Consider the following 16,061-nt stretch of genomic DNA (forward strand, 5'->3'; position numbering starts at 1 on the left):
AACCTAGAAGGATACATTAAGGCCAGCCGTGAACGTACGCGTGGTAGGGTATTTGTCCCGCTGGTCGTTGCCCGGATCAAACCCAGAGTAACTCACGCCTTCGGGATCCAATCCTTTGTAGTTAGTGAAGGTTACCAGGTTAAGGCCAGACACAAACACTCTTGCGTTTCTCACAACTTTGATCAGGTCTTTCGGCAAAGTGTAGCCAAAGGTCACGTTGTCAATCTTCACGTAATCTCCTTTTTCAATGTAGTGGCTTACATACACCAAGTCATTATTAAGGCGTTGGCCGTAAACCGGGTCATATGCGGTTTTCAGCATGTTGTAAGCTGGGTTCTTAGGGTTCTCATAAAACATGCGCTGGAAGTTGAGGATGTCATGCCCAAAGGCGCCTCTGATGTTGACCGTCATGTCAAAGCTCTTGAACCGGGCAGAGTTGTTCCAACCCAATACATGTTTTGGAATGGCATTGCCATAGTATTGGCGGTCTTCCTGGGTGGCTTCACTGATAGGAATGGTTTCTCCGGATTTGCTCTCCACCAGCCATCCGCCGTTTGCGTCCACCCCTACTGTTTTCCATACATAGAAGCGACCAATGGGTTCTCCAACCGCTACCCGGTGCGTGAAGTCTTGAATAGGCTCTCCGGTATACCCAGCATCAAAATACTCTGCCGTGGTTTCAAACTGGTCATTGGCTAAGGAAGCCAGCTCCGTTTTATTTGTTGAGTAGGTCAGATTTGAATTCCAGGTGAAGTTCTTGGTTTCCACCGGTACAAAATTCACCAGTGCCTCAAACCCTTGGGTCCGTAGCGTACCCGCATTGATGGTAATGAAGTCAAACAGGTAAGGAGGGGTGGGAACCCTAAAGTCATACAGCAAGTCTTTGATGTCACGACGAAAGAAATCCAAGGAACCACTGATGCGGTTTTTCAGGAAACCGAAGTCAAGCCCCACATTGTACTCCCCTTTTTTCTCCCAGCGCAGGTCTGGGTTAAAGTTACGTACCGGAGAAAAACCCCTTACCCATTGCCCTCCAATGAAGGCCCCTTCATCCCGACTGAAGTTATAGCTGATCTGAGAGATATACGAGGCGTTGGCAATAGTACCCGTAACCCCGTAACCCGCTCTTACTTTCAAGTCAGAAACAAACCCTAAGGAACTCATAAATTCTTCCTGGCTTATTCTCCAGCCCACAGACACTGCCGGGAAAGTACCCCATTTGGAGTTCATCCCAAATTTAGAAGAGCCTTCCCGCCGCACGCTTGCCATGAACAGGTACTTATCATTCCAGGCGTACGTGGCACGGCCGAAGAAACCTATCAGTTTCCAATTGTCTTTTCCGCTACCAATACTTGCATTACCAGCCTGGAGGGCTTGACCTACTCCCAGGTTGTTCCAGCCATAGGCATCTGTAGGGAAATTCCAGCTATCGGCATTGAACCCTTCATTGGTTTCATCTTGCCAGCTATACCCGCCCAAGACACTGAAACTATGCGCCCCTATGGTTTTGGCATAGTTAGAGGTAAGCTCCAGCAAGTTAGTCCTGCTAGCGTTGGTGCTTCTGCCGGCGTTGCTGTTGCGGTTGTCTAGCCAGGTGTCTGAGTGATTGAACGTGGAGGCATATCCAAATAATGAGTTCCACTGAATATGGGATCCCAGCATCTTGAAATGCAGGTCTTTGATTGGAGAATAGTCTAAGCTTCCGCTCATTCTCATTTCCTTAGTAGAATACTCCTGATTGTATTCCTCAATTCTAGATACCGGATTCAGGTAGAAGTACCCGCCCCGCTCCTGCCATTCACCCGTCTCGGTACGCACGCGGTCCGTTGGGTTACGAATGATGGCCTGCCGGTACGCATATCCGTCGCCACCACCTTGCTTAGAAGAACCAACGGTGTTGATCAACTGGATGTTTGCCTTTAGCTTCTCATCAAACATGGCGTGGTTGATATCTGCCCTGGCCACAAAGCGCTCCTGCCCTGTCTTTTTTATTATACCCTCCCAATTTTTGTAGTTGAGCGAGCCTGTAAAATTGGTGGCAGAATTTCCCCCGAAGAAAGTTAAGTTGTGGTTATGGCTGATAGGTGTCTGCATGATCTCATCCAGCCAGTCTGTATTTCCGCCATAATCATCATAGTCAATGCCTTCCTCTGCGATCAACCGGCGGTAATCATCGCCCGTCAACAGTTCAGGTCTCCTGGCAATTTTCTGGATGCTGGTATAGGCATTGTATTCCACGGTGCTACGGTCGCTCTGGTTTTTACGGGTAGTGATCAGGATTACCCCTCCGGTAGCCCGGGTTCCGTAGATAGCAGCCGCTGAGCCGTCTTTCAACACGTCCACGGATTCTATATCCTCTGGCGCAACCGTGTTCAGATTGCCCGGAACGCCATCTATAATCACCAATGGGTTAGAGTTTCCTATAATGGAGCTCATACCCCGCAGGTTGATTTGGGTACTGGCATTAGGGTCTCCGCTGGGGGTGTTTACTCGCAAACCAGCTACTTTCCCCTGTACCAACTGGGCCGCATCACGCACTGCCCCCTGCACAAAGTCTTCTCTGTCTACTCCGGCTACGGCGCTAGTTACATCACCCTTCTTCTGGGTTCCGTAACCAATGACCACTACTTCCTCCAGAACCTGCCGGTCAGCTTTCAGCCGGATATTAATCTGAGACTGGTTGCCCACCAGTACTTCTTGGGGAGTGTACCCGATATAACTGAATACCAAAACAGCATTTGCAGGGGCAGATAGCTGGTATTTACCGTTTACATCGGTCATAACCCCAGCCGTTCCCCCTTTCACAGAAACAGAAACCCCTATCAAGGAAGAACCGTCCTCACCCGAAGTCACCGTTCCTGACACTGGTCGGTCTTGTCTCGTGATTTCAAGGTGGCCTCTTACCCCAGCATAGGCACTTTCCTGCTGTACACAGGGAAGAAGAGCGTACAATACCACGGTACCCGACAAAGCGAGTACTCTATTCGTAAATTTCCATTTCATAAAGTCAATTGTTTAATTACAAATTGAAATAATTCACTTACCCTTCAGACATGAAGGTGCCATCTACCAGAACCAGGAGGCGCTGGGTTGCCATCTGAGAAATTGACAGATAGAAGCTGTAAAACGAGCAGCCGAAGCCAGATGTAGCTATACCCACCAGCAGTGCGGGTATCAACGAGAAAGGAAATGCTGCTGAACACCTCCTACTCTCAGGAAAAGTTTGCAAAAGCCTATTCTTTAAAAAAACTAAAGGGTATAGGCAGGAGCACAAGAAGAAGGGAATACCTGATTACCTCAGCCCTCTTTTGCGGGATACTTATATGGTAAACTCTTTTTAGTTGATTTCTAAAGGGTAGCAAGAAGAAAATCCCCAGGAATTAAGCAGGCAAACAATCACACCTCCAAGAATAATACAAATTACCCTTGAAAACGATGGTTCATATAACAACTCTAGGTTATTTGAACCTTTACAATATGACCTCTTTCTGCTTCCCTGGTTTTTTTCAAATAAATTTCCCCATTACGGTTAAACCTTTGCACCCTATTTCATGTCCAAGTAGAAAATCATCATAGTTCTTCAAATAATAAGACAAGGTTTCTTTTAGCACTTTCTCGTTAGCCAGTACAAGGACTAACGGTAATTGTTTTACCTGATCTGATGTATTGAGTGCGGCACCTTTACAAATCTACTATATACTCTGTTGCAACCCCTCTTCTGGATTATCTAATACAGATACTATATTAACAATAGGTTAACAACTCCTCTTCTTGGAGAACTACAGGTAACTTATACTGAGGCGGGCTTTAAGAGGCAGGAAATACTACTTACCATCATCTAGCAGTGGTACTGCAAATGCACGGGCATACAGAGGCGACCAAGCCGGAGTGGCACGGCATACCCGTTTACTGGCTTTTTTTACAGAAACGTCACCAAACCCTGAGCGCTGACGTCAACCCAAGAGCATGAGACACTGTTCCCTACAACGGCACGCGGTCGGTAAGGGTGTGGAGAAACGCTACAAGGGCTTTCCGCTCCTGCGCATTGAGCTGTAACTTGTCACTGGGCAGGGTTTGGTTTTCAAGCGGGAGGCCCAGCCCAACGCCGCCGCCCTGGTCGTAGAAGTCAATCACCTCTTCCAGGGTCTGGTAGGCCCCGTTGTGCATGTAGGGACCGGTTTTGGCAATGTTCCGGATGGTGGGCGTCTTGAAGGCAAATCTCAGCTCTTCTATTTTATTATGGACGTATCTTCCTTCATCTGGGTCCAGAGTGGGCTTTTTACCTTTAGGCGATTGAAGCACCCCTAAAACCTCACCCTCGGTATTGGCGAAGGCCGGGCCAGCCGTGCCATTGAAGACGGGCATGAAATGGCAGGTGCCGCACTTAGCCTTCCCCATGAACAGGTTGAACCCGGCGATTTCCTGGCTGTTCAGTTGATTTTCCTCGCCTTGCATATACAAATCGAAGCGGGAATTGAAAGGAGACAGTGACCTGACGTAGGCTGCCAAGGCCATCGTCACGTGCCTGGGTAAAATTTCTTTTTCGATGGTGGGAAATGCTTTTCTGAAGGTTTGGACGTAGGCAGGCTTGCCGTTGAGCTTAACGGCAGCTTCTTCCACCGAGGCATGCATCTCGTCTTTGTTGGAGATGACATCCAGCGCCTGGTTTTCCAGCGTGGGCGAACGCATGTCATAGAACTGCGCGTGCTGGTACCCTGCATATAATAGAGTGGGTGCGTTGCGGCCCACGAATTGACCAGTGGCCAAGGCACTGCTTTTAGGAAGACCGTCGGTGAAGGCCAGTTCTGGTTGGTGGCAACTGCTGCAGGTGCGGCTACCCGCAGAGAGGATGGGGTTGTAAAACAGGTCTTTCCCTAAAGCGACTTTCTGGGGAGTGGGCCGGGCTTCCAGATTCCCTACAAAGTAATTCAGGTTTAAGGCGTCTGGTTCAAACAAGGTGGCGGCCTTTGGGTTCACCGCGAGTGCCGCCGGAACAAACGGAATGCCCAGCTCCTGCTGCCAGGCCACCATGCCGCGCGTAATAGGGTTGGCATATTGCCTGATGAACTTCATGCGGTCAAAGGCATCAAAGTCCTGGGGTTGGCCGGTGAAACGGATGGCCTGCTCCAGCAAGGTGTGCAGCGCGGGGTTCTCCCCGAAAAAGGACAGCACTTCCTGGACCGCTGCCAACGCCACGGCGGTCTCTTTTACGCCTGTTTTTACCAAAGGAGTGTCAAACCCGGTAATGCCCAAAATCATGGTTCTGAACACCTCCTGCTTGGCGGCATCCAGAATGTGGCCTTCGGTGAACACGGTCTCGTCCAGGATCACGCGGGTTCTTTTAAGGGTGGAGAGAAAGGCTTTTATTTCCCGTACCAACTCAGGTTTATCTTCTGGCTGCACCGCCGGGTACACGTATTCTTCTATGACCTGCAACCCCGAGGGCGGGAATACCCGTGTCTCTTCTATCTCGATCTCGGGCAGCGGTGCCCCGTTCAGTTCCTTGCTGGCCGTGGGGGCATAATACTCCGTGATTTCTTATACGCTTGCCGGGTTTGCAGAAATGCTTTTTGCGTGGCCGCCTCGTCTCCGGTTTGCGCGCTTTGGAGCAGTTGCCTTTCCGTTATCAGCTGCAGAGTATCAAATTGGGCCTGCAAGTGCTCTTTTGTTCTGGCGGTTATTTCCTGCTTCTTTTTAGGAAAACAGCCGCAAAACAGGAAAGCAATCAATAAGAGAAATGAAGAAATTAGGGTTAGTCTCATGGTGCTTATACAGGTGAAAGACAAAAGCCTTACCGAAACTCGGAAGGCTTTTGCAATTGACAGACGACAAGGGATGGAAGATAAAACGAGTTCTTTTTAGCGGGCTACTCCGGTGAGAATCACGGTCTGGCCGCCCTCTTTGTTGTTGATGACACCACTGCCATCGGCTCCTTTGCCGCCGGGCAGGAAGCTGTCGCTGGTCCAGGTGTGGGGGTGGATGTTCACGACGAAGGTACCGGGCACGCCCACCAGGCTGGAGATGTCATACATGGCTCCGTACTCCCAGGAACTCAGGCGGGTGTCGTTAGTGGGGTTGTACTTTGCATTGAAGGTGGCGTCTGATCTGCGGTGGTCCATCTCCAGCATCGGCTTGATCTGTTTAGAAGCGATACTGTACTGCCAGATGCGGCCGTCATGCTTGTTGTTTTTGTAATAAGAATCACCGTCTTCCTGGATGTAGACGAAGTTTTCTGTGACGCAGATGTTGTCTGGGTTCACGATGCTGTTGCCTGGGTCTTCGGCACCGTCAATCAAAGCCGTAAGCTTGCCGGCCAAAGGGTTGTTGGCGTCCAGCTCCAGTTTGTATACCCGTCCCCACATGGTGAGCCCTGTTACTGGCGTAATTTTGTCTCCCTGGCTCACCCCGGTGGAAGTGAAATAAAGGGTTCTGTTCGCGTTGGCAGTGCCTTTGCCATAGTCCAGGTCTTCTACCCGGGCAAACTGAAGCGCGCCTTGCTCCACGGTCTGCGCAGCCAGCTGGGCTCCGGTACTGGTGGCGACATCTTTGTACTCCACAAACTCCACGTCATAAGCCGTGTTCACCTGCATATCGGTCTCCACGGTGTTTTTGTTTGTCCGGCGCAGCATGTACAGTTTGCCGTTCTGTAAGTCACCGGTGGTGTTGGAAAGGTAAAGGTTCACCTGGCCCAGGCTGTTGGCCGCGTTGCTTTCGTCCTCTCCTATGAAGATGGCCGTTTTCCCGGGATAAGCGGCCTTAGGAAGCGGAACGGCGTTTTCTGCGCTGCATTTGCCCAAAGCTGGCAAAACCCGGTTAGGGTTGCTCTTGTCATTGGTTGACCCGAAAGGGTTGATGGCATGGATCATGGACTCAATGCCGCTCTCGCCCGCGGTCAGGAACGTAGGGCCGAAGCCATGCTCCTCAGGAGTGGCCAGGGTGGCCGAGCACAACCTCCAGCGTCCGCCCGCCCCATCCACAATGTACTCCCCTTTGGTGGGTTTCAGGTTTTTATCCAGGAACACCCGCGAAACGGACTGCAGAATCTCATGGTTCGTGATCATGACGTACCCTTCGCCATCGGGGTTCTTCAGCATGCCGGAGCCATCTGGCTGGGCACCATAGATAAAGGAAGGAGAACCCTCTAGTTTGTCATCGCTGCTGATGAGCGTATTGATTTTGACGCCCTCAAACCCAGACAGCAGTTTCACCAGCGAGGGAGTCACAGACTGATTCTTGATCTCCAATGCCGGCGAAACGGGGGTCGTCTCCTCAGAGGAGTCATCGTCCTGGCAGGCCCCCAAGAAGATTAGAGCGGTTAAGCCTACCGCGAAGGCTGATTTTCTGGTAAAAAAAGGTTTCATGTGTAGGGGTTGAGTTTATACCTCAAAAGTATTCCCCTGGTGTTACCCCTTCGTTAGTTCACCTTTAATCCATTGTTAAATCTGCCTGCTGTCCTTAACGCTTCCGTAACATGAAGGAAATGCAAGAACACAGGTTTCAAATAGCCAGATTGGTATAGCGATGATAGGTTTTCCAGTATCTAGTTCCTTCACATACTTAATAAATCCTTCCCGTTCCTCCTCATCAACTCTTTTTAGAGATGGTACATGAGGTTTAAATGGCTCTCCATCACGTCTGGTGCTAGTAGTCTGCCGTTTGTGTAAAATTCCGGTCGCCTATCTCCTACCGCTATCAGTTTATCTTGGCCGTGATTAAAGAGAGACCCAGCTTTTAAATAAGTACACTTCTCCTTAGCCAACTTCAAACCTATACAAACTACTGATTCTCCAATGCTCTTTTGAAGCTATTTTTTAGAAATGGGCATCAAATCAATTCTGATTTTTATTTCCTATTGAAGGTAATTGGCCCATTCAACTCCTTAGCCGTCACCTGAAAGGCTTCCTTACCACTGAAGTTTCAGCAGCGCAACTCCTTGACGCTCCAGTTTCATATCCACTACCGCCTTTCCGTTGATGACAGAAACTGTGCGGGGCGAGCCCAGCATCTGTAGCTGGCCTGCTTTTTCCAATTCTTTGATTTGTATTGCAGTAGGGTTTTTAGGTGATCCCATCTTTTTCCAAAGCTCATAAGAGTTGCTGTGCTCGCTGTCAATGAGGTACTGCGTCAGTTTTACTTTTTTGGCCGGAACGCCGCTGATGCGCACTGCTATTGCTGCTGCATCGCTTTTGACATCATCATCGTGGTAGTTCCAAAGCATGACCGTGGCTTCCTTAGCATCTTTAGAGGCCAGTGCATTGATGTCGGTGAAGGATTTCCGGAAGCTGGAGTCCACGGCAGTACGCAAACCATAGCCTTGCTCTGAGGTTACCGCCACTCTGTCGCCTTTCATCATCCCAAACATGCGGAACACGTTCAGAACCGGTTTATCTACTCCGTTAGTAGCCAAATCCCTGAAACCATAAAACCAGGGTTGATTCTCAAACTCAAACGACCAGGAAACAGCTCCGGCAAAGTTTACCTGGTGCAGGTCGGCCAGCAGGTATTTACGGGCAAACGAGGCGGCGGTGTAACTGGAGTACATGGTGCCGTTGCGATAGGCATTCTCAGGGTTTGTGGCCATGCCACAGGCGGCACATCCTTCTGGGTCTGACTCTCCTATGATGACTGGCAGATCCTTGAACTGCGGGTACGCCCTCACAAACTTAAAGCCTGCCTCTATATCCCTCAACTGCGCACCCATGTTCATGCGCACATGTCCATCCACTAACCGCGGCGCTCCTTTGGCGTGAAAAAGGATGGCATCTACCGGCGTGCCTTTTTTACCAGTGGCATAGTTGGTACCCTCCAGGCAGTGCTTCGCCCAGGACTTCATCCAGTTTTGCGCGTCTTTTCCGCCCGTTCCTGCAATATTGATGCCGCCTACCTTGGCGGTAGGCAAGGCTCTTTTAATGGCATCGGCGGTATAGTCATACAGCTTGAAGAACTCTTCCATGGAGCCTTTCCAGTAGTGGCCGTTCGGCTCATTCCAGGGCTCCCAATACCAACTCTCCACCTCTTTTTGGCCGTAACGCTCTACCGAATGCCTTACCCATTGAAACACCAACTCGGCCCACTTGTTGTAATCTTTTGGTGGATACGCCCAGCCTGTAATGATGTCGGTGTAGGGGTCGCCGGGCTTCCAGTAATGCCGATACGGTTCTGGATGGGTAGAAAGCGCCTGGGGCATAAACCCAACCTGCGCCAATGGCTTCATACCTCTCTGGACATACGTATCGAAAATGCTGTCAATCAGTCGCCAGTTGTAGATCGGGTTTCCGGAAGCATCTTCGGTATAGGCATTAGTAGACCCCCATTTCAAGGCAGCCTCCCCATCGCCGGTGACCAATAAACTGTGGGTACGGACATACACCGGCACCGGACTCAACTTGGAAATCTCCGTCAGCAGTTTCTTGCCATCTTTCATGTAGGTGTAGTTTGGCTCATCATAGCCAAACCATGCCCAAGCTGGATACATTTTGCCTACGGATTTTGTGAGATCAATCTCCACCGACACTTGTTTCTCCTGGCTACTGGTTCTCGTTTGCGCATTTCCGCTCTGGGCGAAACCTCCAATGGCCATCACCCCAGCAAGGGCCATGAGGACCAATCTAGTAGCACAAGCCGTAACAAATCTCTGCATCATGTCCTTTGTATATGAGTTAAACTTTGATTTATTACTTGAACTGGTCTTTTTCTGCTGCCAGTGGTATCTACTTATCTAGGCTGACCTGAATCCTAAACAATACCTATCTCCTATCCTCTTTAGGTGACCGTGTTCTGAAAACAGGTTGGGCTATCGCCTGAGCGAAATGTTCAGAATAACCGCTTAAGGTATTTTCAATTGACTTTATACTTCCAAATGAACATCAGCCTATCCAAAGCAATATAGTGTTTATTTGACACTTATTAAACATTTCACAAAATTTAGGTAAAAAATCACTTGTTCATTACCAGAATACTATCAACAAACCTGCTATCTAAGATTGAAACACGTTAACTGGATATATAACAGTTGGAAATGCAGCATGAAAAGTTAGCCGTGGAGTTACCTTTCACACCTAGTTGGAGTTAGGCCTTACCACAACAAAATGGAATGCTCCATTAAAAAGCATGCAATGAAACGAAAGTTTAAGTGGGGGTTGATATCGGATGATTTGGTATGCAAGCATGGCAGAGTCGAGGAGAACACTCCTCCAGAGGCTGGCATGGTAGGCCAGAGAAATCCTCATAGCCCAAGGCTGTTCCTTACTTGCCCTAACAAAACCGAATGAAATACCGAGTTCCATCACCAGACCAAAATGTAACGCGGTCTCTATGGTTTGTACGCGGGCGAAATTCATGACATTACTGACTTTTCACCATAGACTCATCCAATCCTCCAGTTGCCGGGAATGGTGGTTCATTGGCCCTGGTGCGTTATTCGGAAGCGCTTGAATAAGTTATTCTACTGGTTGATGGTTCACCTGTCAGCTTTCAGAATACAGCGTTAGGCAATAGCCCCTCAATCCACTGTCAAGGGAGGGCCTACCACTTTCATGTTGTGTTCCGCCATCAACCGCATGCCAATCTCGGGGGTCATTTTTTCCACCTTGCCATAGGCCCTGAAAAACTCCTCCAATTTTGCCGCCGGTTGGGCGATGATTAGGAAGGTAGCGGGTATTTCACTGACGATTGTGAAGCAGTGCGGCACGTTCCGGGGGATGAACACGTTATCACCCACTTTCAGAAAGAAAATCTCCTCTCCCACTTTGAACTTCACTTCCCCTTTTGTCACATAAAATATCTCATCAAAGTCAGGATGGATATGGAGAGGGGGGCCCGTCGCCTTTGGGTTGTTCGAACTGGTCATGACGGCCAAGTCGCCGTCCGTGTCCTTTGACAGGACTTTGAAGTCAATGGGAACTACCCCGTCCAGCTTCACGCTTTCGTGCAGCCGGTTGTCCCCGTCAGCTACCTTGAAGCCTTTCTGTGGCCTTTCGGAGGCAAGAGCTTCTGTTTGTTTTAGACTGAGCATAGGTAAGGACATTAAACTCGTTTTGATAAAAGTCCCTCTTTTCATCTGTCTAGCGATTGAAGGTTAGTGACAATCAATCTTCCGTAAAACTCACAAGAACCGGGGAGACTTTAGTGGTAAGAAATCGGCGACTTTCAAACGTACTTGAAATTAGGGTTAAGCAGTAATCGTTGTTCGGGAGCGCCTGCATCCTCTTGGATCAGTTCATTAGGGGTGCCGTTGGAGAAGGCCTTAAAATCTTTTGCCAGGTGTTGGTAGTCACTGTAGCCACTTTCCCAAGCCACCTCCAGCCATGTCAAATCTGGGTTCCGCTGCTTCATAAGGTAGGCTTGGTGGAAACGGCATATGCGGGCATAAAGCTTAGGCGGAACACCGATCTGCTGTAAAAACCGGCGTTCCAGTTGACTGGCACTCAGGCAGGCTTCTTTTGCCATGGCATCCAACGTGAACGCTTGGGGGTTCTCAAAAAGCAGTTGGCCAATTTTATCCACTGGATGCCTGATGTTTTTCAGTTTCTGGATTCTTCCCCAGAGAAACCCCTCTATTAACGCCAACATCTCCCCATAGGAAGGCGTATTTGCCAGCCGCTCATGGAGCAGCCTTGCTTCTTGCCCAAAGAGTAATTCTGCGTCCACATTCCTTTGCAGGAATTCGGTCATAGGCAAGCCAAGGAACTTAAACAAGGCACCGGGCTGGAAGCGGACACTGATAGCGAGGTAATCCTTTGGGAGGTGCAGGTTTTGGCGGGTGGTAGGTTGACCGAAAATCACCGTTGGCGCCCTCTTTTCCGAGATCCCTGTCTCAGGGGTACTTGATACCACAGTGCCCTTGATATAGAAAATGATTCCCTGTTTGGGACAGGCCGGATAAGGCTTTACGGGAGCCGCTTCCAGGTTCCTGAAGTCGAAGTGAATAAGCAAAAAGTCCCGGATGAACTCCTGGAGATGGGCACTTGGCCTGCAACACCTGTAAATCATACCAGAAAAGTTAAGGTTACGCCCAATGTAGCAGGTGTTTCCTAAGCAGCGTTGTCCAGCGGTACCTTAGCCTCGCCCCTGTTCCAATGGTTGATGAAGATAGATTGTTGGCAGGTTGCAACCGAACCGCTGTTTTGAAACAGGTTGTAAGCGGCCGGTAACGTAATGGCTCCGGTAAAATAGATAATTTTACCGGAGTCTCAGTTTCTCGTTTGTTTACGTTCTAAACGGCAAGTAGTAACCATTGCTTCTTGGTTTTAATCACAAGCCAAGAAAAGATCCCGTGCTGGGTCGCTTGGGGAGTTGTCCTCAGGGTCAAAGCCTTCGGACACTAAATAGAGGTACCAAGCAGTTCAAAGCCCTAGGCGAGCTAGTTAGAGGGAAACGTTTGGGTACTGGTTTTGGGGAATGCTTCGCAAGCTTCTCAGGGCCTGGCATCGGACCTCATCAAAAATATCACTAGTAGCTTTGCCGAAGGATACAATCACTTGCATATATTTAATACTATAGCCAGTCATAGGTTTGTATAATGTCTAATCGCCTCTCATGTTCGAAAACCTAAACCGTCGCCATTTTATCAAATTAGGGATGAGTGCTACTGCCATTGCGCTGGTGGGAGTGCCTTTTCCATTAGCCGCCCGCGATAATCCCAACCCAAACCACTTGCCGCGCTGGCGGGGCTTTAACCTGCTTGAGAAGTTTAACGGTGCCCATAACCAGCCTTACCGGGAAACCGACTTTCAGATGATGGCCGAATGGGGTTTTGATTTTGCCCGCCTACCTATGTCGTACCATTGTTGGTCGAGGCCCGATAATTGGTTGCAGATGGAGGAGAAGGTACTGAAGGAAATTGACCAGGCTGTTGCCTATGGCCGCAAGTACAAGGTACACGTAAACCTGAACCTCCACCGCATTCCAGGCTACTGCGTGAATCCGCCGGAAGAGCCGCTTAACCTTTGGAAAGATGAAAAAGCCCTGGAGGGCGCTGCCTTCCACTGGCAAACGTTTGCCAGGCGCTACAAAGGCATCTCCAATAAAAGGCTGAGCTTTGATCTGATCAACGAGCCCTCCAAGGTAGAGGAACCCGATTACGTGCGCGTGGTGACGCGGCTGGTGGAAGCCATCCGGTCCGAGGATCCGAAACGCCTTATCATTGCCGATGGCATGCAGTACGGCACCAAGCCTGTTTTCGGCATCAAAGACCTGCAGGTGGGCCAGAGCACCCGCGGTTACGGGCCTTTCCAGCTTACGCACTACAAGGCGTCCTGGGCATCCGGCTCCGATACATGGCCCCTGCCTACCTGGCCCTATAAACAAAGCGAAACGGATGTGTGGGACAAAGCGCGCCTGCAACGCGAAATATTTGACCCATGGAAGAAGTTATCAAATGAAAACGTAGGGGTGCATGTGGGTGAATGGGGGGCTTACAAACACACGCCCCACGATGTGTCCCTCGCCTGGATGAAAGACAATCTGGAGATTTGGAAAGAAAACGGGTGGGGGTGGTCGCTGTGGAATCTGCGCGGCGATTTCGGTGTACTGAACAGCGGTCGTACGGATGTTGCCTACGAAGATTATAAGGGGCATCAACTGGATAGAAAGATGTTGACGCTGCTTCAAGCTTACTAAAAATACAGAGCCACGAAATCATTCCCCGAAACGCATCCTGAATAGGTGGCTGTTTATTGCATTTCCTAACCCGAGAGCCACCTGCTCTTTCTACCATAAAGATGAACCGGAAGGATTCGAAAATAACAAGGCAAACCATAAAGCAAATGAGGCTGACCCAAAGGGACAGCCTCATTTGCTTTATGGTTTGTACAGCTCGACAGGATAATTGCCAGGTTAGTTTAGCTGCCCTGGTTTCAGGCCAATGGACCCGACCCAGGTTATCCTGTCTTCCATAACCTCTTCCTTTATAGTTAAAGCCAGACGTATATTAAATCAGGGCCAAGTATGCGCGTTCGGCCTATGCTTCTTGGTTAGCCGATTAGGAGAGCATTGGTGTATTTTCCATCAGTGCTAATTGACAGGCACCTCAGCGACTTCCCGATGCACAAAATTGGAGGTGCGGTGTTTTATCAGCCACTTGCCGTTTTCCTTGACGAAGGAGTCCTTGTAGATGGTGTACAGCGTGGTCTTCACCTCCTTCCCATCCTGCTTCCCGACCAGTATCACCCGACAGTAGCTGGTCGCCTGCGCTTTGTTCCCCTGCAGGTCAATGGTCTGCTGCCCGTTCTGGTGGTACACCGTGTGGAAGTTCGAGAGGAAGCCGGAGAAGGCCTGTTTCAGCTGCTCCCTGCCTTTTAAGGGCGCTGCCGACTGGCCATTGGAGACGGACACCACTACGCCGTCGGCGGTGAAAAGCAGGACCTGCTTGTCTATCTCCTTCGTGTCGGCGAGGTTGGAGAACTCGTCCACTACGTATTTGATGGCCATTCTGTCCTCGATGGCGGCCAAGCGCTGTTCAATGTTTCTGTTGTCCATTTTCTGTGCGAATGTCAGGGTTGAAAATAAAACGAATGTGAATACTCCTATGACTGATTTCATGGCAATGGTGTAAGAAGAGATGAGGTTATCTTTTGGGCAAAGGCGTTTTCCCGGCAGTTCCTTTGGAAGTGGTTCCCAGGCTCGTCCCCGTGTCGTGTGACTCCTTCAGGTTAGCAGGCGCCCTGTCCCCGAACACCCCGATGGAAGCGAACCCGGTCTCTAGTTCGCTCATGTCACTGGTCGTCAGATTCACTTTCACGGCACCCATGTTTTCCTGCAGGTGCGGGATCAGGCGTGTGCCGGGGATAGGGACGATAAACGGCTTCTTCGCCAGAAGCCATGCCAGTGCCACTTGCCCGGAGGTGGCGTCGTGCCGGTTACCCACTTTCTGCAGTACCTCCACCACTGTTCGGTTCTTTCCCAAAGCCTCCGGGGTGAAACGGGGGAAGCCCAGGCTCTTGCGGATATCACCTTCTGCAAACGCATAGTTGGGCGACACCTTGCCCGTCAGGTACCCCATGCCCAGCGGACTCCAGGGAACAAAGCCTATTCCCAGCTCCTCGCAAACAGGAATCACCTCGGCCTCAGGGTCCCTGGTCCAAAAGGAGTACTCGTTCTGGATGGCCGTCACGGGATGCTCCGCATTGGCCCTGCGGATGGTTGCCGCACCAGCCTCGGATAGGCCGTAATGCCGGATTTTCCCTGCCATGATCAATTCTGCCATCGCCCCGGCCACCTCCTCGATGGGTACCTGGGGGTCCACGCGGTGCTGGTAAAGCAGGTCAATGTGATCGGTCTGCAAACGCTTGAGCATGAAGTCAACGGCCTGCTTTATGTGCTGCGGTTTGCTGTTGAGCCCGCCTTTCAACTGAGCAGTTTCAAAGTCAATGTCAAACCCTATTTTGCTGGCGATGACCACGTCCTTGCGGAACGGCTTCAGGGCCTCGCCCGTGATCCTCTCGCTGGTGTGCGGGCCGTAGATCTCGGCGGTATCAAAAAAACGCACGCCCTGCTCATAGGCGCTTCGGATCAATTTGATCGCATCTTCCCTGGAGGGCGGGTTGCCGTAGGCCCACGCGATGTTCATGCAGCCGAACCCGAGCTCGGTGACTTCTAAGGAACCTAGCCTGCGCTTCCCCAACGTGCTGTTTTTCATATCTGTCCCAGTTTTATGGTCGTTTTTAAAAGATGAGGCGAAAACCCCGAAAGTGGCGGCCGTGAGGCCCATTCCCAATCCGGCCGCTGTGGATCTGGCCAGGAAGTTCCGGCGGTTGATTTTGTTTTGCTCGTCCATGGTTATTGCTTTTGGTCCATACAAAATTACTTGCTCCAAAGGCCATACTTGTGACATATTTATCAGTAGTATTGTCACAAAACACCTTGGTTTGTAATTTAAGTAAGCAGGCTCTAACCCAAACAGACTGATATGGATGCCGACAGAGAGATTGTGGTATTGGAGATGGCAGGTAATTGTGAGGTTCCCACAGACCTTCTTGGAAATTACTTCATACATGTGCTTTGCCACGGAGGGACAGCCCACTTTAGGTTAGCAGGCAGACCGTACCAACTAGGCGAGAATG

General features: G+C 50.2%; 9 protein-coding genes. 1 reads left to right on the top strand and 8 read right to left on the bottom strand.

All coding sequences use genetic code 11. The features are described from left to right. Window positions 1–3 precede the first annotated feature (3 nt). The 6 genes from FOA19_RS15825 to FOA19_RS15850 all read right to left on the bottom strand — a co-directional run bounded on the left by FOA19_RS15825 (window position 4) and on the right by FOA19_RS15850 (window position 11,991). Entirely contained in the window at window positions 4–3,003 is a 3,000-nt protein-coding gene (locus tag FOA19_RS15825; protein ID WP_149091744.1) for a SusC/RagA family TonB-linked outer membrane protein, read from the bottom strand. 978 nt (window positions 3,004–3,981) lie between these two features. Continuing rightward, on the bottom strand, window positions 3,982–5,436 hold the full coding sequence (locus tag FOA19_RS15830; protein ID WP_149091745.1) for a cytochrome-c peroxidase: 1,455 nt from the start codon (window positions 5,434–5,436) through the stop codon (window positions 3,982–3,984). 422 nt (window positions 5,437–5,858) lie between these two features. Further along, a complete protein-coding gene (locus tag FOA19_RS15835) occupies window positions 5,859–7,361 on the bottom strand; it encodes a PhoX family protein (protein ID WP_149091746.1) in 1,503 nt (500 codons plus the stop codon). Window positions 7,362–7,903: 542 nt separating this feature from the next. Further along, on the bottom strand, window positions 7,904–9,580 hold the full coding sequence (locus tag FOA19_RS15840) for a GH39 family glycosyl hydrolase (RefSeq protein ID WP_223808950.1): 1,677 nt from the start codon (window positions 9,578–9,580) through the stop codon (window positions 7,904–7,906). Window positions 9,581–10,501: 921 nt separating this feature from the next. Beyond that, window positions 10,502–11,014 (bottom strand): cupin domain-containing protein, encoded by a 513-nt coding sequence (locus tag FOA19_RS15845; RefSeq protein WP_190300426.1) that lies wholly within the window; start codon window positions 11,012–11,014, stop codon window positions 10,502–10,504. A 134-nt stretch (window positions 11,015–11,148) separates the two neighbouring features. Continuing rightward, window positions 11,149–11,991 carry a helix-turn-helix domain-containing protein gene (locus tag FOA19_RS15850; protein WP_149091748.1) on the bottom strand — a complete coding sequence of 281 codons (843 nt, stop codon included), beginning with the start codon at window positions 11,989–11,991 and terminating at the stop codon, window positions 11,149–11,151. Window positions 11,992–12,537: 546 nt separating this feature from the next. Between FOA19_RS15850 and FOA19_RS15855 the strand changes: the two genes are divergently transcribed. Beyond that, window positions 12,538–13,620, top strand: a complete 1,083-nt coding sequence (locus tag FOA19_RS15855; protein WP_149091749.1) for a glycoside hydrolase family 5 protein — start codon at window positions 12,538–12,540, stop codon at window positions 13,618–13,620. Between the two features lie 393 nt (window positions 13,621–14,013). On the opposite strand, the gene FOA19_RS15860 is transcribed toward FOA19_RS15855, so the two are convergent. Together FOA19_RS15860 and FOA19_RS15865 are read right to left on the bottom strand one after the other, a co-directional pair. Continuing rightward, entirely contained in the window at window positions 14,014–14,478 is a 465-nt protein-coding gene (locus FOA19_RS15860; protein ID WP_223808927.1) for a nuclear transport factor 2 family protein, read from the bottom strand. Window positions 14,479–14,566: 88 nt separating this feature from the next. Continuing rightward, window positions 14,567–15,775 (bottom strand): aldo/keto reductase, encoded by a 1,209-nt coding sequence (locus FOA19_RS15865; protein WP_149091751.1) that lies wholly within the window; start codon window positions 15,773–15,775, stop codon window positions 14,567–14,569. Window positions 15,776–16,061 lie beyond the last annotated feature (286 nt).

Source organism: Rufibacter hautae (assembly GCF_008271695.1).
In the GTDB taxonomy this organism is placed as follows: domain Bacteria; phylum Bacteroidota; class Bacteroidia; order Cytophagales; family Hymenobacteraceae; genus Nibribacter; species Nibribacter hautae.